Source organism: Streptomyces sp. XY431, from assembly GCF_001279805.1.
Classification (GTDB): domain Bacteria; phylum Actinomycetota; class Actinomycetes; order Streptomycetales; family Streptomycetaceae; genus Kitasatospora; species Kitasatospora purpeofusca.
Genome location: NZ_LGDO01000070.1, coordinates 58,066 through 79,297, shown reverse-complemented (window position 1 = coordinate 79,297; position 21,232 = coordinate 58,066). Strand labels below are relative to the sequence as shown.

General features: G+C 74.4%; 21 protein-coding genes. 8 read left to right on the top strand and 13 right to left on the bottom strand.

Annotation, left to right across the window (positions count from 1 at the left end; all coding sequences use genetic code 11):
- The first annotated feature begins 5 nt into the window (after positions 1-5).
- A complete protein-coding gene (locus tag ADK60_RS10560; protein ID WP_053645114.1) occupies positions 6-995 on the top strand; it encodes a GlxA family transcriptional regulator in 990 nt (329 codons plus the stop codon).
- A gap of 43 nt (positions 996-1,038) precedes the next feature.
- Here the strand turns inward: ADK60_RS10560 and ADK60_RS10555 are convergent, their stop codons facing one another.
- Positions 1,039-1,563 (bottom strand): iron chaperone, encoded by a 525-nt coding sequence (locus ADK60_RS10555; RefSeq protein ID WP_502687414.1) that lies wholly within the window; start codon positions 1,561-1,563, stop codon positions 1,039-1,041.
- Positions 1,564-1,639: 76 nt separating this feature from the next.
- Entirely contained in the window at positions 1,640-2,104 is a 465-nt protein-coding gene (locus tag ADK60_RS10550) for a pyridoxamine 5'-phosphate oxidase family protein (RefSeq protein ID WP_053645111.1), read from the bottom strand.
- A 117-nt stretch (positions 2,105-2,221) separates the two neighbouring features.
- Here ADK60_RS10550 and ADK60_RS47565 point away from each other — a divergent pair, with 117 nt between their 5' ends.
- Positions 2,222-5,011, top strand: a complete 2,790-nt coding sequence (locus ADK60_RS47565) for an ATP-binding protein (RefSeq protein ID WP_079008221.1) — start codon at positions 2,222-2,224, stop codon at positions 5,009-5,011.
- A 31-nt stretch (positions 5,012-5,042) separates the two neighbouring features.
- Here ADK60_RS47565 and ADK60_RS10540 read toward each other — a convergent pair whose 3' ends face one another.
- On the bottom strand, positions 5,043-6,260 hold the full coding sequence (locus ADK60_RS10540; RefSeq protein WP_053645106.1) for a cytochrome P450: 1,218 nt from the start codon (positions 6,258-6,260) through the stop codon (positions 5,043-5,045).
- Positions 6,261-6,450: 190 nt separating this feature from the next.
- Here ADK60_RS10540 and ADK60_RS10535 point away from each other — a divergent pair, with 190 nt between their 5' ends.
- Complete coding sequence (locus ADK60_RS10535; protein ID WP_053645104.1) at positions 6,451-6,807, top strand: ArsC/Spx/MgsR family protein; 357 nt, start codon at positions 6,451-6,453, stop codon at positions 6,805-6,807.
- Positions 6,808-6,902: 95 nt separating this feature from the next.
- Here the strand turns inward: ADK60_RS10535 and ADK60_RS10530 are convergent, their stop codons facing one another.
- A complete protein-coding gene (locus ADK60_RS10530; protein ID WP_045939449.1) occupies positions 6,903-7,373 on the bottom strand; it encodes a pyridoxamine 5'-phosphate oxidase family protein in 471 nt (156 codons plus the stop codon).
- A 118-nt stretch (positions 7,374-7,491) separates the two neighbouring features.
- Here ADK60_RS10530 and ADK60_RS10525 point away from each other — a divergent pair, with 118 nt between their 5' ends.
- Positions 7,492-8,052, top strand: a complete 561-nt coding sequence (locus tag ADK60_RS10525; RefSeq protein ID WP_234371024.1) for a DUF1697 domain-containing protein — start codon at positions 7,492-7,494, stop codon at positions 8,050-8,052.
- Between the two features lie 91 nt (positions 8,053-8,143).
- Complete coding sequence (locus ADK60_RS10520; RefSeq protein WP_045939448.1) at positions 8,144-8,689, top strand: FHA domain-containing protein; 546 nt, start codon at positions 8,144-8,146, stop codon at positions 8,687-8,689.
- Between the two features lie 66 nt (positions 8,690-8,755).
- Here the strand turns inward: ADK60_RS10520 and ADK60_RS10515 are convergent, their stop codons facing one another.
- On the bottom strand, positions 8,756-9,718 hold the full coding sequence (locus ADK60_RS10515; protein WP_053645102.1) for a DUF1152 domain-containing protein: 963 nt from the start codon (positions 9,716-9,718) through the stop codon (positions 8,756-8,758).
- 65 nt (positions 9,719-9,783) lie between these two features.
- On the opposite strand from ADK60_RS10515, the gene ADK60_RS10510 reads away from it, so the two are divergent.
- Entirely contained in the window at positions 9,784-10,386 is a 603-nt protein-coding gene (locus tag ADK60_RS10510; RefSeq protein ID WP_052708989.1) for a DUF6891 domain-containing protein, read from the top strand.
- A 58-nt stretch (positions 10,387-10,444) separates the two neighbouring features.
- Here ADK60_RS10510 and ADK60_RS10505 read toward each other — a convergent pair whose 3' ends face one another.
- Both ADK60_RS10505 and ADK60_RS10500 read right to left on the bottom strand, forming a co-directional pair.
- Entirely contained in the window at positions 10,445-10,897 is a 453-nt protein-coding gene (locus tag ADK60_RS10505; protein ID WP_053645100.1) for a hypothetical protein, read from the bottom strand.
- A gap of 142 nt (positions 10,898-11,039) precedes the next feature.
- Positions 11,040-11,699: a TetR/AcrR family transcriptional regulator C-terminal domain-containing protein gene (locus ADK60_RS10500; protein WP_053645098.1), complete on the bottom strand. Its 660-nt coding sequence runs from the start codon at positions 11,697-11,699 to the stop codon at positions 11,040-11,042.
- 142 nt (positions 11,700-11,841) lie between these two features.
- On the opposite strand from ADK60_RS10500, the gene ADK60_RS10495 reads away from it, so the two are divergent.
- Positions 11,842-13,407 (top strand): FAD-dependent monooxygenase, encoded by a 1,566-nt coding sequence (locus ADK60_RS10495; protein WP_053645096.1) that lies wholly within the window; start codon positions 11,842-11,844, stop codon positions 13,405-13,407.
- Between the two features lie 112 nt (positions 13,408-13,519).
- Here the strand turns inward: ADK60_RS10495 and ADK60_RS10490 are convergent, their stop codons facing one another.
- Both ADK60_RS10490 and ADK60_RS10485 read right to left on the bottom strand, forming a co-directional pair.
- Complete coding sequence (locus ADK60_RS10490) at positions 13,520-14,284, bottom strand: hemerythrin domain-containing protein (protein WP_045939443.1); 765 nt, start codon at positions 14,282-14,284, stop codon at positions 13,520-13,522.
- 341 nt (positions 14,285-14,625) lie between these two features.
- Positions 14,626-15,762, bottom strand: a complete 1,137-nt coding sequence (locus ADK60_RS10485; RefSeq protein WP_234371023.1) for an alpha/beta hydrolase — start codon at positions 15,760-15,762, stop codon at positions 14,626-14,628.
- Positions 15,763-16,274: 512 nt separating this feature from the next.
- Here ADK60_RS10485 and ADK60_RS10480 point away from each other — a divergent pair.
- Positions 16,275-17,018: an SDR family oxidoreductase gene (locus ADK60_RS10480; protein ID WP_053645094.1), complete on the top strand. Its 744-nt coding sequence runs from the start codon at positions 16,275-16,277 to the stop codon at positions 17,016-17,018.
- Between the two features lie 93 nt (positions 17,019-17,111).
- On the opposite strand, the gene ADK60_RS10475 is transcribed toward ADK60_RS10480, so the two are convergent.
- The 4 genes from ADK60_RS10475 to ADK60_RS10460 all read right to left on the bottom strand — a co-directional run bounded on the left by ADK60_RS10475 (position 17,112) and on the right by ADK60_RS10460 (position 21,218).
- Entirely contained in the window at positions 17,112-17,333 is a 222-nt protein-coding gene (locus ADK60_RS10475) for a hypothetical protein (protein ID WP_053645092.1), read from the bottom strand.
- A gap of 115 nt (positions 17,334-17,448) precedes the next feature.
- A complete protein-coding gene (locus tag ADK60_RS10470; RefSeq protein ID WP_053645090.1) occupies positions 17,449-19,224 on the bottom strand; it encodes a carbohydrate-binding module family 20 domain-containing protein in 1,776 nt (591 codons plus the stop codon).
- 228 nt (positions 19,225-19,452) lie between these two features.
- On the bottom strand, positions 19,453-19,791 hold the full coding sequence (locus tag ADK60_RS10465) for a P-II family nitrogen regulator (protein WP_030391571.1): 339 nt from the start codon (positions 19,789-19,791) through the stop codon (positions 19,453-19,455).
- The gene (locus tag ADK60_RS10460; RefSeq protein ID WP_079008219.1) at positions 19,788-21,218 is read right to left on the bottom strand and encodes an ammonium transporter; all 1,431 of its coding nucleotides are present in this window, start codon (positions 21,216-21,218) and stop codon (positions 19,788-19,790) included. Before ADK60_RS10460 ends, ADK60_RS10465 begins: the two co-directional genes overlap by 4 nt.
- Positions 21,219-21,232 lie beyond the last annotated feature (14 nt).

Below are 21,232 nucleotides of genomic sequence, written 5' to 3'. Positions count from 1 at the left end.
CCGCCATGACGCCGCGTCCGCTCCCCGGTCCCCCGGCTCCGCACCGGGTGGTGGCCCTGCTGCTGCCCCCGCAGGACACCTTCCCGCTGGCCTGCGCGACCGAGGTGTTCGGCGACCACGGTCCGGCCGTCCCCGCCCGCTACGCGTTCGGGGTCTGCGCCGAGCACCCCGGTCCGGTCCGCACCCGGGCCGGTTACGACCTCCTGGTCACCGCCGGGCTGGACGCACTGGAGGACGCGGACACCGTGCTCGTGCCCGGCTGGCAGCACCCGGCGGGCACGGAGGTGCCGCCGGCGGTGGTCGACGCGGTCGGCCGGGCGCACCGGCGCGGCGCACGGATCGTCGGCCTCTGCTCGGGTGCCTTCGTGCTCGCCGCCGCCGGACTGCTGGACGGCCGCCGGGCCGCGACCCACTGGGCGCGGGCCGCCGAGCTGGCCGCCCGGTTCCCGCGGGTCCGGGTCGACCCCGGGGTGCTCTACGTGGACCACGGCGATGTCGCCACCAGCGCCGGCGCCGCGGCCGGCGCCGACCTCTGCCTGCACCTGGTGCGCGAGGACCACGGCGCCGCGCACGCCCTGCGGATCGCCCGGCAGATGGTGATGCCTCCGCACCGCGAGGGCTGCCAGCTGCAGTACGCCGAACTGCCCGCCCCCGCGCCGGCCGTCGACTCGCTGGCCCCGCTGCTGGAGTGGCTGGCCGAACGGCTGGACCGGCCGGTGAGCGTCGCCGAGATGGCCGTCCGCTCCCAGGTGTCGGCCCGGACGCTGACCCGGCGCTTCACCGAACAGCTGGGCATCAGCCCCGGACGCTGGCTGCTGGACCGGCGGATCGCCGCCACCCGGGCCCTGCTGGAGGAGACCGACCTGCCGGTGGAGACCATCGCGCGCCGGGTCGGCCTCTCCTCCGCCGTCAACCTGCGCCGCCGCTTCCACGAGGCCCTGCGCACCACGCCCGCCGCCTACCGGCGCGCCTTTCGCGCGAACCGGGCCGGGTGAGCCGGACGGGGGTGAGCCGGACGCGGGTGCCGGGGGTCGGGGGTCAGGCGGTGGCGGTGGCCGTGGTGAGGAGGGCGGTGATGCGGGCCTCGGTGGCGGGGGTGAGGGCGGTGAGGGCGAAGGTGGTGGGCCACATGGTGTCCTCGTCGAGGGTGGCCACGTCGCTGAAGCCGAGCGTCGCGTAGCGGGACTTGAACTTCTGGGCGCACTGGAAGAAGCAGAGGACCTTGCCGTCCTTGGCGTAGGCGGGCATGCCGTACCAGAGCTTGGGGGTGAGGACGGGGGCGGCGGCCCGGACGAGGGCGTGGACGCGTTCGGCGAGGGCGCGGTCGGCCGGCTCCATCTCGGCGATCTTGGCGAGCACCTCCTGCTCGGCGTCCGCCTTGGCGGTGCGCGGGTTGCGGCGGGCCGCGGCCTTGAGCTCCTTGGCGTGCTCCTTCATGGCCGCGCGCTCGTCCTCGGTGAAGCCGTCGAAGGGCTGCGTGGCGGTCTTCGCGGTGGTGGTCCTCGCGGTGGCGGTCTTCGCGGTGGCGGTCTTCGCGGTGGTGGTCTTCGCGGTGGTGGTCATGATGGGCTCCTCGGTCGGGTGGGGCTGGTGGTGCGGGACGGTTTCATGGTGGCGCGACAGCGCCGGGGACGGCTTCTCAGGAACTGACCGATTCGTCGAGCCAGCGGCCGTCGCGCATCAGCTCGCGGCCGGCCAGCTCGTTCTCCTCGCGCCAGGCCTGGATGCGGCGGGGCGAGACCAGGAACCAGCCGTACCGGACGGCCGAGGCTCGCGGGTCGAAGCCGGTGCGGGCGGCGAAGCGGTCTCCCCGCTCGTGCGGGAGGGCGTCGATGCCGAGGGCCTCGACCTCGCCCTCGATCATGCAGACGTCCCGGGTGGGGCCGAGCGCCAGCCGGACGGTGCCGGCGGCGGTGAGGTTGCGGCCGGTCGGGCTGCCGACCGGGGTGGCGAGCAGCAGCGCTCCGCCGTCCCAGTCGAAGGAGAGCGGGACGAGGTGGGGCACACCGTCCGGCGAGGCCGTGGCCACCCAGACGTCGACGTCCTCGGCGAGGCGCCGTTCGAGGTCGAGGCGGCGCTCGGCGAAGGGGCGCGGTCCGGTCATGCTCTCTCACTCCTGTGCTCGTCGGCTGCGTTGGTCACAGCCTCCCTCGGGCGGGGTGGGGGCCACATCCGTGGTGACCACGGAACGGACCACGGAGTCGCCCCGCATAATGACCCGGTGCCGACTCCTGTGATCTCGCCCCGCGAAGCCGATGTGCTCGCACTGCTCGGCGAACACCTCAGCAATGCCGAGATCGCCGCTCGGCTGTTCATCTCGGTGCGCACGGTCGAGTCCCACACCTCGTCGCTGCTGCGCAAGTTGGCGCTGCCGGACCGGCGGGCGCTCTCCCGGCGGGCGGTCGAACTCGCCCGTGCCGAGCGGCCCCGACCGGCCCCCGCACTGCCCGCCCCGCTGACGGCTTTCGTGGGGCGGGAGCGTGAACGTGCCGCGCTGGCCGTGCTGTTGGCGGACCATCGGCAGGTGACGGCGGTCGGGCCCGGTGGAGTGGGCAAGACCAGGCTGGCGCTGGCGGTGGCGGCCGGGGCGGCCGGCGGGTTCGCCGACGGGGTGTGGTTCGTCGACCTGGCCCCGGTCACCGGTCCCGACCGGGTGCCGGCGGCCGTCGCGGCCGTCCTGGGGGTCGGCGAACAGCCCGGGCAGGGCATCGACGAGGCGGTGTGCGCCGCGCTGGCCGAACGCCGGGCGCTCCTGGTGCTGGACAACTGCGAGCAGGTCAGGGACGGTGTCGCGCCTTTCCTGGAACGGCTGTTGGCGGCCTGTCCGGGGGTGCGGGTGCTGGCGACGAGCCGGGCCAGGCTGCTGGTGCCCTTCGAACGGGTCTTCCCCGTACCGCCGTTGTCCCGGGACGGCGGCGGGAGGTCGGAGGCGGTCGCGCTGTTCGTCGAACGGGCCACCGCGGCGGCCGGGGCGGCCCCGGATCCGGCGCTCCGGGACGGGATCGCGGCCGTCTGCGAGCGGCTCGACGGGATGGCGCTGGCGATCGAGCTGGCGGCCGCCCGGTGGCCGACGCTCGGGCTGGACGGGCTCCGGGCGGGGCTGTCGGACCAGTTGCGGATCCTGGCGGGCGGCCCGCGCGCGGACGACCGGCACCGCTCGGTGCGGGCGGTGCTGGACTGGAGCCACGAACTGCTGGAGCCCGCCGACCAAGCACTGCTGCGGCGGGTGTCGGCGTTCGTGCTGCCGTTCACGGCCGGGGCGGCGGTCGCGGTGGCGGGCTTCGCCCCGCTCGACGCGGGCGCCGTCGCCGACGGTCTCGGCCGGCTCGCCGAGCAGAGCCTGCTCAGCGCCGTCCCGTCCGCGCACGGCACCCGCTACCGGGCGCAGGAGACGATCCGGCAGTACGGCGCCGAACGGCTCGACGGGGCCGGGGAGTCGGCGCGGGCGCGGGGGCGGCACCTCGACTGGTGCCTGAGCGGCGCGGACGGACTCGCGCGGGCTTCGGACGAGGAACGGCAGCTGCGGGAGGGCAGTTGGCAGGCCGGGTTCGACGCGCTGGCCGAGGAGTTGCGGGCCGCGCTGGCCTGGGCCGCCGACCGCCCGGAGCGGCGGCCCGACGCCCGTCGCCTCGCGCTCGGCCTCGCCGGGCCGGCCTTCGACCGCCATCTGCTCGGCGAGGCCCAGCAGCGCCTCGAACAGGCCGCCGACCTCGCCGACGGCTCCCCCGCGGACGCCGCCGCCGCGCTGCGGGAGGCCGCCCGGGTGGCCGGGTGCCGACGCCTCGGCGACGACATGTACCGCCTCCACCGCGCCGCCGCGGCGGCCGCGCTCGACGCCGGGGACCCGGCCGGGGCTGCCCGCGACCTGGCGGCCGCCGCCACCGTCGCGCACCGCTTCTCCAGCACCTTCGCACGCCTTCCCGCCGCCGCGGAGGTGACCGCCCTGCTGGCGCGGGCCCGGGAACTGTCCGACGGCTCCCCGGCGGCCTCGGCCGCCCTCGCCCTCGCCGAGGCGGCCGTGCTCGCGGACGCCTACGGCTCCGTCCAGGGCAGCCCGGACAACACGGCGCGGGAGACGGTCGGGTACGCCGAGCGGGCCGTCGACCTGGCCCGTCGCGCGGGCGACCCGGTGGCCGAGTCCGCCGCCCTGGACGCCCTCTCCGGCGCGCACAGCTGGGCCGGGGAGCCGTTCGCGGCCGCCGGGGCTGCCCGCCGCCGGGTCGAGCTGCTGGCCCTGGCCCCGCGCACCCCGGCCACCGCGCACGAACGGGTGGACGCGCTCGCGATGGCCGCCGCGACCGCGATCGGCGTCGGCGAACTGGAGCGGGCCCGGCAGTGGGGGCGGCAGCTCGCCGAGCATCCGCTGACGGCCGAGGTGGGGCACCACGCCACGTCCTGGCTGCTGGTCGCGGACGCGTTCGCCGGGCGGGAGGAGGAGGTGCTCGCGGGCGGGGCGCGGTTCCTCGAAGCCTGGGAGCAGGGCGGGCGTCCGCGTTCGTTCTCGCTCGGCCCGGCGGCCGCGGCGGTCGCCATGGTCCACGGGCTGCGCGGCGACGACACCGCCCGGGCCTCCTGGCTGGCCGTCGTCGGCCGGGCGGGCACCGAGGAGGAACACCGCCACGGCTACGGCGCGGTGTTCGACGCCGCGGTGCTGCTCCACCGGGGGGAGGCGGGGGCCGCGCTGGAGCGGCTCTCGCCCGCCCCAGAGGAGGTGTGGAAGTGGGTGTCCTGGGTCTGGCTGCACTGGTACGCGGCGGCGCGGGTCGAGGCCTCGGTGCTGAGCGGCCACCCGGAGGCGCCCGAGCGGCTCGCCGGGGCGCGCGCCACGGTCGCGGGCAATCCCGTCGCCGTGGCCCAACTCGACCGGGCGCAGGCGCTCCTGGACGGCGACCCGGCCCGGGTGCGGGCCACGGCCGCCGCCTTCGCAGCGGCGGGCTGCCGCTACCAGTCCGCCCGCAGCCTCCGGCTCGCGGACGCGGCCGGGAACGGGGCCGGGGGCGGGGAGGGCTGAGGGGCCCGCCGACGAGCCCCGGCCGCGGGCCTCAGCGGGTGGTGACGGGGAGGGATTCGTAGCCGCGGAGGACGAGGCGGTCACGGCGGACCGGAATGCCGGCGGGGGCCAGCCGGGGGAAGCGGTCCAGCAGTGCCGGGACGGCGATGTCCGCCTCCAGACGGGCGAGTTGGCTGCCCAGACAGAAGTGCGCGCCGCCACCGAAGCTGAGCGGCTGACTGTCGGTGCGGGTCGGGTCGAAGCGGTCCGGGCGGGTGTAGCGGGCGGGGTCGCGGTTGGCGGCGCCCAGCATCACCAGCACCACGGTGCCGGCGGGCGTGGGCAGGTCGGCCACCGTGAGGTCGGGGGCGGTGGAGATCCGGGAGGTGAGCTGGACCGGGGAGTCGTAGCGCAGCACCTCGTCCGTGAACAGCGAGGGGTCGAGCCCGCCGGTGCGCAGGCCCTCGGCGGCGCCGGGGTGGCGGAAGAGCAGGGTGAGGCCGTTGCCGAGGAGGTTGGTGGTGGTCTCGAAGCCGGCGACCAGGAGGAGGACGAGGTTGCCCAGCAGCTCCTCGCCGGAGATCCGGTCCGGGGAGTCGGCGGCGATCCGGGCCAGGTCGCTGACCAGGTCGCCGGTCGGCCTGGCCAGCCGCTCGGCGACCAACTCCGCGAAGTAGGACTCCAGTTCCTCAGCGGCGGCGTCGGCGGCGGCCAGTTCGCCGAGGTCCTGGACGAGCTCCAGCGCGATGGTGAGGTCCGAGGCGAGGCCCCGGAAACGGTGGCGGTCGGCGGCGGGGACACCGAGCAGTTCGCAGATCACCTCGACCGGGAGGCGGAAGGCGAAGGCGTCCATGAAGTCGACGGGGGAGCCGCCGGCGCCCCGGTCGGCCAGTTCGTCGAGCAGCCGGGCGACCGTCGCCTCGATCGCCGGGCGCAGGGCCGCGACCCGGCGGGCGTTGAAGGCCGAGGCGACGAGCGAGCGGACCCGGCTGTGGTCGGGGGCGTTGCGCTGGAGGACCGAGTGGCCGAGCAGCACGACGGACGGGTGGGCGAGCAGCTCCGCGTTGTCGGCGGTGAGGGTCCTGGTGTCCTCCACCGCGAAGGCGGGGTTGCGCAGCACCTGGTTGGCGGCGGCGTGCCCGGCCACCAGGACCGCCGCGGGGCCGGCCGGGGCGACGGCCCCGAGCTCGTGCGCCCGCGCGTAGAGCGGATAGGGGTCGAAGCGCCCCTCCGTGGTCATCAGACGCTCGATGATCGACGCACCGTCCATGCGGGGTTCCCCTCCCGTAGATCCAACTCCGATACGGACAACTGTCGGTGAACGGACGGGAGTTCCCACGAAGGGCGGTAGACGTGGGCGGGCCCGACCGGAAGGCCCGGACCTGGGGCAGGGCGGGGCGACGGGCGGCCGGGCGGCGCGGGGGCGGGGCGGGGTGGGCCCCGGTCGGTAGGGTAGTGGGATGGAGATCTGGATCAACCCTCGCTGCGGGAAGTGCCGCAGCGCACTGAACGAGCTGACCGGCGCGGGCGCCAAGTTCACGGTCCGGCGCTACCTGGAGGACCCGCCGAGCGTCGCCGAGCTGGAGCAGGTGCTGGTGCGGCTGGGCCTGGAACCGTGGGACATCGCCCGGATCGAGGAGCCCGTGGCCAAGGACCTGGGCATGAAGCAGTGGGGCCGGGAGGCCGGCGACCGGGCGGGCTGGCTCGCGGCGATGGCCGAGCACCCGATCCTGATCCAGCGCCCGATCATCACCGCGGACGACGGGCACGCTGTGGTGGCGCGAACGCCGGAGGCGGTCAGGTCCGTCCTGCCGTAGGGACGGCGGCCGGTACTGCTCGGCGGTACCGGCCCGGGGTACCCGACCGGCGCCGGCGGCCAAGGTGCCGGCGGCCGGGTGCCGGCGACCGGGTGTCAGCGGCGCTCGAAGCGCCGCACCGGCTCGCCCGGCCGCCAGGAGCTGATCCGGACCGCGTCCCCCTCGACGGTGGTGTGCACGACCTGCTCCAGCTCCAGCCGGAAGGCGTCGTACGGGCCGGGCGGCGGCTCCGGGAGCTCGGCCTCGTAGGCGGCGCGCTCCGCCTCGTCGGTGAGCTCCACGGCCCGGCCGGACAGCTTGGAGTCGCCGTCCGCCAGCGTCTCGTCGCTCGGGTTGCTGTGCAGCGCGAAGCGGGCGTCGCGGCGGAGGTCCCGCACCTTCATCGCGTCGCGCATCGAGCCGAGCAGGATGTCCGCCCCGAAGAAGCCCACCTCGATACCGCTCACCCGGGGTGAACCGTCACTGCGCAGCGTCGCCAGGACGTGGTGCTTGTTGGCCTCGAAACGGGCCCGCACGGCGGGGGCCAGGTCCGGCGCCTCCTGCTCGAAATCCTGCCAGGTAGCCATGCCGTCAGTGTGGCACCGGCCGCTGACAACCGCCGGACGGACACCGCACGGACGTCGCAAGAACACCGCACGGACGTCGCGCCGCCGCGCTGTCGGTGCCCGGTGCCACACTGGCCGGGTGACCACTACGACCACCTACATCGCCTTCCTGCGCGCCGTGAACGTGGGCGGCCGGACGGTGCGGATGGAGCGGCTGCGCACGCTCTTCGCCGAACTGGGCCTGGAGCGCGTCGGCTCCTACATCCAGAGCGGCAATGTGTTCTTCACCGCCGAGGCCACCGACGCGACGGCCCGGGCCGCGCTGACCGGGCGGATCGAGCGGCACCTGGCCGAGCAGCTGGGCTTCCCGGTGCCGGTGCTGCTGCGCACGGTGGACGAGGTCCAGGCCGTGCTGGACGCCGAGTCGTTCGCGGAGGTCGAGGTGACGCCGGACGTCCGGCTCACGGTGAACTTCCTCTCCGAGCCGCTGCCCGCGGACTTCCCGCTCCCCTACACCTCGCCGAAGGGCGACTACGAGGTGCTCGGCGCCGATCCCGGCACCGCGTTCGTCGTGGTGCACCTGAAGAACGGGAAGTGGGCCACCACCGGCAATCTCTTCGGGAAGTCCTACCGGGGGGCGGTGACCTCGCGGTTCCTGCACACCACGGTCAAGATCGTGGCGGCCGCACGGAAGACCTGAGCCGCACCGGCGGACCGGCGGACCCGGGGACCGGCGGACCGGCAGCCCGGGGAATCTGGACAGGTCGGCGGGGGCAGCCGAGAATCGGTCCATGATGTCGCGTGAGAACCGGACACAGGTGGTCCGGCCGTCCGAGGCCGAGCGGGAGCAGGCCCTCGACGCGTTGCGGGAGGGCGCCGGGAACGGCCGGCTGTCGCACGACACCTTTCTGGGCCGGCTGGACCTCGTCCTCCGTGCGAGCAGCCGCGCCGAGCTGAAGGCCGTGATGTCCGACCTGCCGGCCGGGAACCCGGTCGGACGGTTCCTGCTGCGCGCGGTGGGCCGGGTCTCCGCCTTCGGCGTGCGCCTGGGCGGGGCCTGGCGGGCCGAGCGGCTGCCCGGGCTGAGCCTCCCCCACTCCGGGGGCGGGCAGTTGACGATCGGCCGGTTCCCCGGGTCGGGACTGCGGCTGAACGACGCGTCGGTCTCACGGCACCACGCCGAGCTGCGCCGGGAGGGTGACAGCTGGGTGCTGTACGACCTGGGCTCGACCAACGGCACCCATGTGAACGGGTACCGGATCGTCGGCGGCATCCGGGTCCGCCCCGGCGACCAGGTGCGCTTCGGCAACCTGGAGTTCCGCCTCGCCACCGGCTGACCTCCTGCCGCCCCTGGGCCCGGGCGGTCGCGCGGGGCGGTGGCCCGGCGGCCTGGCCCCGGAGCGTCAGTGCGGGAACTGCCGCGGCGGCCGCTGGACGGGCAGTGAGTCCTGGAAGTCGCCGATGACGGTGGCGACCTGGCGCATCAGGACCGTCCGTTCGAGCCGGTCGAGGTAGCGGTGCTCGGCGACCAGCGCCTCCACGGTGACCCCGAAGTAGAGCGTCATCAGCGGATTGACGAAGAGCTTGCCGCCCTTGGTGCGGTCGGTGAACCGGACGTCGCCGAACAGGCCGCGCAGCGCGGCCGCCACCGAGCCCTGGACGATGCTCGGGTGCTCCGGGAACGCCGCCCGGGCGTGCTCCACGGCGTCCAGGTAGAGCGCCCCCTCCGGGCTGTCGCGCGGGACGGAGAAGGCGCCGAGGTAGCCGCCGGCCCGGTCGATCGCGGCGAGGTTCTCCAGGACCAGGGAGTGGTTGACGCCGTGGTAGGCGTCGATGCCGAAACCGAGGCAGGCGACCAGCCGTTCGGGGACCTCGGTGAGCCCGGCGACGGCGGCCAGGCTGGTCATGTCCTCCTCCGGTGTGCCGAGGCCCGCCTCGTCGCCGCGCATCAGGATGTCGGTACCGCCGTCGACCAGCAGGACGGCGTCGATGCCGAGGCGCTCGACGAGGGCACGGTAGGCGGCGCGCAGCGGCTGCACCCCGGTCCTGGGGAACGCCCAGACCTGGTCGGGCATGCCGTGCAGCCGGAGCCAGCGGGCGAGCGTCCGCTCGGGGAAATAGCCGTCAGGGGCCGGGGTGTCGGGCCGGACCAGGGCCAGGTCGGGCTCCTGCCAGACCTCGGCGGGCAGGGCGTGGAGCTCGCTGAAGGAGAGGTTGGCCAGATGCACCTCCTTGCCCGCGGCCCGCAGGGCGAGGGCGAGCGGCAGGCCCGCGTAGACGTCGAAGCCGCCGCCGGCGCCGGCGATCAGGATGCGCTCGGCGGCGAGCAGACGGGTGATCAGCGGGGGCTGGAGGAGCGAGGTCACCCGGGGACGGTAGCACCGGACCGCACGCCCCGGCCGTTGTCGGAGGGGGGTGCTTGGATGCGGGTATGGACCAGGACACCGTACAGAGCACCCTTGCCGACGAGGTACTGCGGGACGCCGAGGAGCGGGCCCGCGAGCTGATCCGGTGCGGCTTCCAGGAGCCGGACGAGATAGCCGAGTCCCTGGTCGAGGTCCTCGACGACCAGGGACTGACGATGGAGGAGGCGGAGCGGATCGTCGCTCCGCTGTGGCGGGCGCGGTTGGAGGAGCAGGCCTCCTGGCCGGAGACGACCGACGTCGACCGGCTGGAGGCCGCCTTCGACGCCCTGGAGGAGCTGGGCATCGTCGCCGCGATGGACTTCACCTGCTGTGCGAGTTGCGGTTACGCCGAGATCGGGGGCGAGGCCGAGGAGGACTCGCGGGGCTTCGTGTTCTTCCATCAGCAGGACACCGAACGGGCCGCCGACGGCGGTGCGTTGATGCTGCGGTACGGCGGGTTCCTGGAGGACGGCGAGTCGACGGAGGCCGCCGTGCGGCGGACGGCCGAGGTCGGGCGCGCGGTGGTGGCGGCGCTGACGGCGGCCGGGCTGCCCTCGGAGTGGGACGGTGCGCCGGAGACGGCGATCGCGGTCTCGCCGATCACCTGGCTCAACCGCCTGCCGGAGTAGCGGCGCTCCACGACCGGACCGACCGGGGCGGCCGAGGCCCACCGGGGCCGACGGGCGGTCAGCGGACGACGTGGAGTTCGGCGGTGTGCTCCTGCCCGTTGGCGTGGCGCAGGGTGATCTTCGCGGAGCCGACGGTGGTCTCGATGTCCTCGGTGAGGGTCTTGGTGTCCTCGCCGAGCTTGACCTCGGCCGTGGTGTCGGTGATCCGGCCCACGGTGAGGCTGAGGGTCTTGTCGCCGCCGAAGACCTCGACGGTGTGGGTGCTGTCGGCCTTCTCGGTGCGGACGGCGACATCGCAGCTGTTGTCGTCGAGGCAGAGCGAGACACCGCCCTTGCAGGCGGTGAGGCCGGCGCCGAGCAGCAGCACGGCGCCGGCCGCGAGGGCGGCCGAGCGGAGGGCCGGCCTCCGGCGGCGGACGGTGGGCAGGTCGGCGGGGCGGCGAGCGGGCAGGTCGGCGGGTCGGAGTCCGGGGCGGTGCTCCGGGGGCGGGTTCGCGGGTGCACTCGTCATGGCTCCGACGGTAGGCGCGCGCCGCCGGCCGGCCATCGGCCGTCGGCGGTACCCGGCCCCTGGCCCTCCCCCGACCCTCCCGGCCGCCGTCACCCGGACATCGTGCGGGGTGAATCCCCTAGGGGACAGCGGGAGTTGCCGGTCAGGACGGATCCAGGGGCGAGGGTTCCGGGCGGAGCGAGGCCTCGACGCCGGCCACGACGATCGCCAGACCGCGCTCGAAGCGCCGCTCGAAGTCCCCGAAGAGCTCCCGGCTCGCGGCCGCGGCGAGCGGGTGCCCGGGGTCGATGGCGGCGGCCCGCCGCTCCGGGTCGTAGTCGGGGGCCCGCTCCCCCGGCACCGGGTGGACGGCCTGCTCCTCGATCACGAACCCGGTGGTGAACGCGTACGCGGTGGTGAAGGCCAGGACGGCGTCGGCGAGTTCGAACCCGGCCCGGCGGAACGCGGCGAGCAGGGCCTGCTGCCCCTCGGCGTGCCCGTAGTCGGTGAGCCGGGTGCCGCTGAAGACCTTGGCGCCGTCCCGGTAGCCGAGCAGCGCGGTGCGCAGGGTGCGGCAGGTGGTGGTGATCGCCTCCTGCCAGCTCTCCGGGACGGCGACCGGCCCGGCGAACATCCGGCGGAGCATCTCGGTGGCCATCTCGTCCAGCAGCGCCTGCTTGTTGGCGAAGTGCCAGTACAGCGCGGGTGCCTTGACGTCCAGCTCGGTGGCGATCCGGCGCAGGGTGAGCCCCTCCAGCCCGGTCTCGTCGAGCAGGCGCAGGGCGGCGTCGACCACCTGGGCGCGGTCCAGCTTCGGCGGCATGTCGCGCCCTTCCTTCCGTGGCGGCCGGCCGCCTTCGCGGTGACGGGGCCGCCCGGTGCGGCCGTGCGGCATTGACAACTTAACACCGTTAAGCCCATGCTTCCGGACGTCAGTCACTTAACAACGTTAAGGAGAGTGTGCGATGACGCACGCCCCGACCCGGACCGAGGTCCTCATCGTCGGCGCCGGCCCGACCGGCCTGACCCTCGCCTGCGACCTGGCCCGGCGCGGAGTCTCCGCGCTGCTGGTCGAGCAGGCCGGGGCACTGTTCCCCGGCTCGCGCGGCAAGGGCCTCCAGCCCCGGACCCAGGAGGTCTTCGAGGACCTCGGCCTGCTCGCCGCCGTCCATGCCGCCGGTCGGCCCTACCCCCGGATGCTGAGCTGGGAGGACGGCGAGCGGCAGGGCGAGTGGGACCTCGTCGGGGGTCCCGGGCCGGCTGCCCCGGACCCGACCGTGCCGTTCCCCTCGGTCTGGATGCTCCCGCAGTGGCGCACCCAGGAGCTGCTGCACGAGCGGCTGCGCGAACTCGGCGGCGAGGTCGTTCTCGGCACCGCGCTGAGCGGCCTCGACCAGCACCCGGACCGGGTCGAGGCCCGGCTGACCGGCCCCGACGGCACCGAGCGGACCGTCTCCGCCCGCTACCTGGTCGCCGCCGACGGCGGCCGCTCCACCGTCCGCCGGGCGGTGGGCATCCCGATGACGGGCGAGCAGGTCGACCCGCGCCCGGCCCTGGTCGCCGATCTGGAGATCGACGGCCTGGACCGCGGGAACTGGCACGTCTGGCCGAAGGCACCCGGCGGCCCCCTGCTGCTCTGCCCGCTGCCGAGCACCACCGCGTTCCAACTGTTCGCCCAGTTCGGCACGGAGGGCGGCACGGAGAACGGCGCGGAGGGCGGTCCCGGCCCGGAGGAGCCCGACACCTCGCCGGAGGGCGTGCGACGGACCGTCGCGGCCCGCACCCACCTGCCGGAGTCGGCGCTCGGCCGGGTGCACTGGGCCTCCGGCTTCCGGCCGCGCACGGCGCTCGCCGAGCGGTTCCGGCAGGGCCGGGTCTTCCTGGCCGGCGACGCCGCGCACATCCACTCCCCGGCCGGCGGCCAGGGCCTCAACACCAGCATCCAGGACGCCTACAACCTGGGCTGGAAGCTCGGCCAGGTGCTGCGGCACGGCGCCGACGAGGCCCTGCTGGACAGCTACGAGGAGGAACGGCTGCCGATCGCCGCCGAGGTGCTGGAGATCTCCACCCGGCTGCACCGCGCGGGCGGGGTCAGGGCCGGCGGACTGCGGCGCGGCCCGCGCACCGAACAGCTCGGACTCGGCTACGAGGACGGCCCGTTGACCGTCGAGGCACGCCCCGGCCTGGCCGAGGACGCACTGCGGGCCGGGGAGCGGGCCCCGGACGCGCCGCTGGACGGCACGGCCGACGGCGCCGCGAACGGCACGGCGAACGGCACGACGGACGACGGCAGCGGGTCGGCGCGGCGGCTCTTCGAACTGTTCCGCGGCCCGCAGGTCACCGTGCTCGCGGTCGGCCGCGCCCTCCCCGAGCTGCCCGCCGGGGTGCACGGGCACCGGATCGACGGCGGCGTCACGGAGCGGGTGTACGGACCGGGCCTGTTCGTCGTCCGACCGGACGGCTATCTGGGCCTGGCCACCCACGACCCCGCCGACCTGCCGGGCTACCTGGGCCGGCTCGGCCTGCACTGAACCCCGTCGCGCAGGACGGCCGCACCACAGCCGGACGACGGCGGACCGCGTTGGCATACGCCCCCGGCACCTGCCACGCGCGTAGACCGAAGCGCCGCAAAAGCCCCGGGGCTCACTCCCCGGCCGCGTCCCAGGCCTCGGGCGGGCCCCACAGCGGCGCCGTGCACCGCTGGTAGGTGGCCTGCCAGTGCGGCCAGTGCCGGGCCACGAGGTCGTCGCAGTCGGCGAGCAGCCGCTCGACCAGCGCCGGTTCGACACCGTCCAGCAGCCAGGCGAGCGCGTCCGGCGTGCCCGGGCCGTCGGCGGAGTGCATCACGTCGAGCAGCTCGGGCAGGCTGCCCACCCGCGAGTTCTCCGTGAAGACCATCTCCATCCGCGGCAGCAGCTGGCGCTCCTCGACCCGCAGATGGGTCTCCAGCCGGGCCGCGAGGTCCTCGATCGCGTAGGCCACCGGCCAGACCGAACCGGTGTCCCGGCTGGCGATCCGGACCAGGGTGGTGACCCGGGTGAACGAGTGGTCGAGGTTGTGGTGGTCCGACTCCAGCCAGTTCAGCAGCAGCCGCAGCTCGGGCGCGAACCGGCGGACGATCGGCCAGATCCGGGTGTCCTGCTGCTCGTGGTGGCAGGACAGCACCGCGGTGACGAAGGTCCAGTGGCGCAGCAGCGCGGCGCCCTTCTCGTCCTCGCCGGGCTGCAGCAGTCGGAGGGCGTTGGGCAGCCTGGCGAGGTCGCGGCGGAGTGCGGAGTGCACCAGCCGCAGGCCGGCGAAGCGGAAGGCCTGCGGCTCCTCGTCGGCGGTGCGGTCGTGCACGGGGCCGCCCTGGGTGGGCACGGCCGGGGACACCGGGGACGCTACGGGCAGCAGGTGGCTGGGCATGGCACTCTCTTCACGTCTCGGGCAGGGCTGGCACGACCTGGCGGAAGTGGTGGGCTGGCACTCCCACCAGGGTGATGAGAGGACATCAGAGGCGAATCAATGTCCGATTGACGTGCAGCTCAGCGGCTGTTCGACCCGCTCCGGCGGTCGCGGCGGCGAACGCGGCGCAACATTCCGCCGCGACCGTCACGGGCGGCACGACCACCACGACCGTCACGAGCGGCACGACCACCGCATTTCGTCACGGGACACCGGAAACGGCGGAGCGGACCGGCCGATGCGATCGGCCGGTCCGCTCCGCTCCTGAGCCGGTGCCCCAGTGCCCCAGTGCCCCGGGTGCCTCAGTCGCTCTGCGGCCCCGCGAGGTTCTTGGTGAGCCACTGCAGGGTGTCCGGGATCATCTTCTTGAAGTCGGTGGTCAGGTGCTTCCCGCCGGGCTGCTCGTAGTACTCGACGGTGAGCGGCGGCGCGGCCTTCGCGGCCCACGCCTTGACCAGCTTCATCTCGTACGCGTTGGCGCCGCCGGCGGTGGCCAGCATCCTGACGTCGGCCTTGCCCTGGGCGACCAGCAGGTCGGGGCTGTTGGCCTGGCGGTCGGTCTCGTAGCCCTTCCAGAGCGGCGAGTCGGGGTTGAAGTAGCCGTCGATCGGGACGGCGGCCTTGAACTTGTCCGGGTGCTGCAGGGCCAGCTTCGCGCTGCAGAACGCGCCGGTGGAGGCGCCCATCAGGCCCCAGCCGTCGCGGCCCTTCACGGTGCGGAAGTTGGCGCGCACGAAGTCGGGGATGTCCTCGGCCATCCAGGTGCCGATCTTGGGCTGGCCCGGGATGTCGGCGCACTCCAGGGCCTTGGCCTCGTTGGAGTCGAGGTTCTGCACCGGCATGATCATGATGAAGGGGTGGGCCTTGCCCTGCTTGGCGAGGTCGGCGTCGACCTCCTGGATCGGCAACTGGTTGTCGGTCCAGGTGTTGTAGCCGGCGCTCTGGCCGCCCGCGTACAGCGTGAGCACCGGGAAGCCGGTCTTCGCGTACTTCGGGTCGTTGTACTCCGGGGGGAGCCAGACCCAGACCTTGCCGGAGACCCCGGACTTGGGACCGGCCAGGGTGGTCATCATGATCTGGCCGGCGGCGGTGTCCCTGGCCTTGCCGAACGCGGCCTGCGGGCCGGTGGGCATCAGCACCTTGCCGGAACCGGCGGCCGGGACGGGCGCCGCCGGGGCCGAGGTCGAACCGGCCGCCGGGGAGCCCGGGGCGGAGGAACCGGGAGCGGAAGAACCGGGAGCGGAGGAACCGGGCGCCGAGGAGGCCGCGGACGCGGCGGAGGAGCCGGTGGCCGCCGCCGCACCCTTGCCGGCGCCGGCCTTCGCCGAGTCGCCCTTGCTCCCGCCGTCCGTACTACCGCAGGCCGCGAGCGCGGCGGCCAGGGTGAAGGCGGTGGCACCGGTCAGCACGGCGCGGAAACGGGAGGACTGCGGCTGCACGGTGAGAACTCTCCGACCGGTGTCGCGCCCGCTCCGCGGAGCCGGGCGGTGGCCCCCGGGTGGGGCCGGACAGGCCCGGGGCGCGACTGTCTGCGGGACCCCCGGGAGGCTGATCGCCGCCCTGCGCGGCGGCGTGCCGTCCTGCGATCTTATGACGTGACCTGCCCCGGGCCGGTTGCGCGGCGGCCGGCTCCGATCCAATGTTTGTTCCCGATCGAGTAAAGCCTCCGCCGGGCCCTGCCGACCGGCGGGGTGGCGCCCCCGCCGGTCGGCGGGGATCCACCGGACCGGGACCGGAGCACTCGCCGGACCGGGACGAAACCCTCCCCCAGGGCCGCCCGCACGACCACCGCAGGCTCGTCCACCGCGGGCTCGTCCACCGCCCACCGCCAGGACCGCCCGAACGAGCGAGCGGCCACCGCTCCACCCCGGGCCTTGGACACTCGTACCAGTGACGCCGGGGCGGGGATCGGGAACGATCGGGCCAGCCGCCGCGAGCCGAGGAGTCCGCCATGCTGGAACAGATCGCCGTTGTCACCGGAGCCGGGAGCGGCGTCGGCCGGGCCGTCGCGCGGGAACTGGCCGCCGGGGGATGGCGGCTGGTGCTCGCCGGACGGCGCGCGGAGCCGCTGCGCGAGACCGCCCGGCCGATCGCCACGGAGGCCCTGGTGACACCGACCGACGTCACCGATCCGGAGGCCGTGGACGCGCTGTTCGCGGCGGCCGTCGAGCGCTTCGGACGGGTGGACCTGCTGTTCAACAACGCCGGGACCTTCGGCGCCCCGGCCGCGGTGGACGAGCTGGACATCGCCGAGTGGCGGGCCGTGGTGGACCTCAACCTGACCGGCGCGTTCCTGTGCGCCCGCGCGGCGTTCCGGCAGATGCGGGCGCAGCGTCCGCAGGGCGGCCGGATCATCAACAACGGCTCGATCTCCGCGCATGTGCCGCGCCCGCAGTCGGTCGCCTACACCGCGACCAAGCACGCCGTGACCGGGCTGACCAAGTCGCTGTCGCTGGACGGCCGCCCGTACCGGATCGCCTGCGGGCAGATCGACATCGGCAACGCCGCCACCGACATGACGGCCGCGATGAGCCTGGGCGTCCGGCAGGCGGACGGGCGGATCGCGGTGGAGCCGACCATGGACGTCGCCGATGTGGCCCGCACCGTGCGGCACATGGCGGAACTGCCGCTGGAGGCCAATGTGCAGTTCGCCACCGTGATGGCGACCACCATGCCGTACGTCGGCCGCGGCTGAGCCGACGCCCCGGAGGCGACGACCGACGACCGACGGCCGACGGCCGACGCCCGACGACCGACGACCGCCGACCGGGCCCGCCCGCCCCGGCGGCTACTCGTCGTGGGAGTGCCGGTAGCGCCGCCCGCCGTCCCCGTCGACCAGCAGGTAGACGCTGGTGGTGGGCCAGTACTCCCCCGCCTCGGCCGCGGGCAGTTCGGTCCGCAGTGCCATCCGCAGCGCGGGCGGCGGGGCGGCTGCGGGGACGCGCTTGCGGTGGCCGTCCCAGCGGCCGCCGCAGAGTTCGAGGTCGAGGACGACGGGGGCGGTGCTCATTCCGCGATGCTGACAGCGTTCACCCGCCGAAACGGGTTTGAGGACGCCGGTCCACTCGTAGGGGGGAAACCCGTCGCACCGGGCTGACGGGCATCCCCCCACACTCCAACACTCCCTACGGGCGCCAGGTGTCGTTCAGCACCACCTTGCCCGAGGCGGGCACCGTCGCGGTCCGGTTGGCCCCGGACTCCCAGGTGACCGCGCCCGAGGCGTCCTTGCGCAGGTACTTGTACGCGAAGGACGTCCCGGCGGGCAGCGCCACGTCGAGCTTCCACAGCGGGTAGGCGGCCGAGGCGAGCGGCAGCGCGGCGGCCGGGTCCCAGGCGCCGAGGGCGGGGTTGTCCCCGACCACGTAGAGGTTCTGCCCCCAACTGGTGGTCGCGTTGACGGCGAAGGACGCCCCGCCGGTCACCGCGGTGCCGCCACCGGGCGCTCCGACGTACAGCGCGACCGCGTCGCCGGCGCCGACGGTGGCGGTGAACCGGCCGTCCGTGCCGACGGTGTAGGACGGACCGGTGCACCCGCCGGCCACCGGGTCGCCGTGCTGGACGTCGCAGTACGAGCCGGCCGGCAGCGAGGTCTGGAAGGTCCGGGCGATCGCGGCGCTCTCCCGGTTGATCGCCACGAAGCCCTTGCCGCCCCGGCCGAAGGCGATCGCGTTGCCGCCGTTGGACCACCAGTCGGTGAGTCCGGTGCCGGCCACCGCGTTGCGGAAGCCGACCATGTTGGCCACCTGCCGCCAGGCGTGGGTGCAGTTCCAGCCGTCCTGGTAGCAGGCGTTGACGGTGCCGCTGTTCGGCGGGCCGTCGTCGTGCCCGGTGAAGGCGTAGCCGGAGTACACGTTGGGCGAGCCGTACGGGTGGGCCAGCATGAAGATGTTGGCCAGGGTGTAGGCGGAGCCGTCCCGGTAGGTCAGCGTGGAGCCGTTGCGCTCGGTGTCCCAGTTGTCGACGAAGGTGCGGGCCTTGTCGCTGGGCAGCAGGCCGCCGCCCCAGCCGGACAGGTCGGCGAGCCGGCCACCCTGGAAGGCGCTCTTCAGCCAGGTGCCGGAGCGGAACTCGTCGACGTCGCCGGTGCCGGTGTACTCGGAGGGCTGGATCGGCTCGCCGCCGCCGTAGATGACCTCCTGCACCCAGTAGGCCTGCGGGTTGGCCGTTTTCGCCTTGATGGCGGCGAGGTCGGCGGCGGCGATGTGCTTGGCGGCGTCGATCCGGTAGCCGTCGACGCCCAGCGAGGCCAGGTCGTTCAGGTAGGCGGCGATCGTCCGCTGGACGTAGGCGCTGCCGGTGTCCAGGTCGGAGAGGTTGACCAGCTCGCAGTTCTGCACCTCGGAGCGGTCGTTGTAGTTGCCGATCGCCCGCCGGCAGGAGTGGAAGTCCTGGTCCTGGTAGTACCCGGGGTAGGTGTACTTGCTGTAGGCGGTGCCGCCGGTGCCGGTGCCGGAACCCGCCGACATGTGGTTGATCACCGAGTCGGCGATCACCTTGACGCCGGCCGCGTGGCAGGTGTCGATCATGTTCTTGAAGGCCGTCCGGTCGCCGAGGCGCCCGGCTATCCGGTAGCTCACCGGCTGGTAGGAGGTCCACCACTGGCTGCCCTGGATGTGCTCCTGGGGCGGCGAGACCTCGACGAAGCCGTAGCCCTTCGGGCCGAGGGTGTCGGTGCAGGCCTTGGCGACCGAGTCGAAGCGCCACTCGAAGAGGGTCCCCGTGACGTCCTTGCCGCCGCCGGGCGGGGCGGCCTGTGCGGTGGGGGCGGCGCCGAGGGCGCCGGTGAGCGAGAGGGCGAGGGCCGCCGAGGCGCCGAGCGCGCCGGCCGCGCGGACGGGCCTGGCGCTGCGGACGGGCCCGGTTCTGCGGGCAGGCCGACGGGCGGGAACGGTGGTGACCACGTTGTCTCCTGTGGGGGTGGCTGGGGTGGGGGCAGCCGGGGTACCGCTGATGAAAGCTTGCTGAAACTTTCAGGAAATGTGCTGCGCCGAACTTAGGGTCGCCACCGGGACCCGTCAAGGGGATGGGAGAAAGGTTTCCGCAGGCCCGCAAAGGTCGTAGGCGAACCCAAAAGAAAGGTGCCGCCCCGGAAGGGATGGCACCTGGCCGGTCGGAGGGCTGCCGCCCCGTCAGACCGCGTCCGGCCCGCGCTCGCCGGTACGCACCCGGACCACGGTCTCCACCGGGACCGCCCACACCTTGCCGTCGCCGATCTTCCCGGTCCGGGCGGCCCGGACCACCGCCTCGATCACCAGGTCCGCGTCCTCGTCCTCGACGACGACCTCGATCCGCACCTTGGGCACCAGGTCGATCCGGTACTCGGCACCCCGGTACACCTCGGTGTGCCCGTGCTGGCGGCCGTACCCGCTGGCCTCGCTGACGGTCAGTCCGTGCACCCCGGCGGCCTGCAGCGCGCGCTTGACCTCGTCCAGCTTGAACGGCTTCACGATCGCGGTGATCAGCTTCATGCGGAGGGCGCCTTGTCGGACGGGTGCGCGAGCACGCTGGCGGTGGGGCGGGCCGGGACGGTCCCCTGCCCCAGCACACCGTGGCCCAGGACGCCGTGATCGTACGCGGTCTCGGCGTGCACGGCGAGGTCCAGGCCGGTGAGTTCGTCCTCCTCGCCGACCCGGAAGCCCATCAGCCGCTCGATCGCCCACCCGATGCCGTAGGTGACCGCGAAGGCGTAGACCGCGACGGCGGCGACGGCCACCAGCTGACGGCCCAACTGCCCGAACCCGCCGCCGTGCAGCAGCCCCGTCGCGCCGCCGGTCATCGCGGCGGTGGCGAAGAGGCCGATCAGTACGGTGCCGATCGCCCCGGCCACGAAGTGCACGCCCACCACGTCCAGCGAGTCGTCGAAGCCGAAGCGGAACTTCCAGCTCACCGCGTACGAGCAGACCACGCCGGCCGCCAGCCCGATCACCAGGGCGCCGAGCAGGTCGACGCTGCCGCAGGACGGCGTGATCGCGACCAGGCCCGCGACCGCGCCGGAGGCAGCGCCGAGGGTGGTGGCGTGGCCGTCCCGGCGCTTCTCGACCAGCAGCCAGCCGAGCAGTCCGGTGCAGCCGGCCGCCTGGGTGTTGAGCAGGGCGGAGGCGGCCAGGCCGTTGGCGCCCAGCGCCGAACCGGCGTTGAAGCCGAACCAGCCGAACCAGAGCAGGCCCGCGCCGAGCAGCACCAGCGGCAGGCTGTGCGGGCGCATCGCCTCCTTGCGGAAGCCGATCCGGGGCCCGAGCAGCAGCGCCAGGGCCAGGCCGCTCGCCCCGCAGTTGACCTCGACCACGGTGCCGCCGGCGAAGTCCAGCGCGCCCAGCCGGGCCAGGATCCAGCCGCCGGGCGCGAACACCCAGTGCGCGACCGGCACATAGACCAGCAGCGTCCAGACGGCGGTGAAGGCCACCCAGGCGCCGAACCTGGCCCGGTCCGCGATGGCACCGCTGATCAGCGCGGCGGTGATGATCGCGAAGGTCAGCTGGAAGGTCGCGAACAGCACGGTGGGGACGGTGCCGGTGACCGAGGCGGGCGTGATCCCGGCCATCCCCAGGTGGTCGAGGCCGCCGATCAGCCCCCAGCCGCCGGCGTCCGGGCCGAAGGCGAGCGAGTAGCCGGCCAGCAGCCAGACCACCGTGACCACCGCGATCGAGACGAAGCTCATCATGATCATGTTGAGCACGCTCTTGGCGCGGACCATGCCGCCGTAGAACAGCGCCAGCCCCGGGGTCATCAGGAGCACCAGCGCGGTGGCGGCGAGCAGCCAGGCGGTGTCGCCGGTGTCGATCCCCGACGGCGCGTCGGCGGCCAGGGAGGCGGCACCGGACGCAGCTGCCGACACGGCCGGCGGAACGGCGCCGGGTGCGGCCGCGGACACGGCCAGGGAGGCGGCCAGGAGCATGGGAGGTCCTCCGG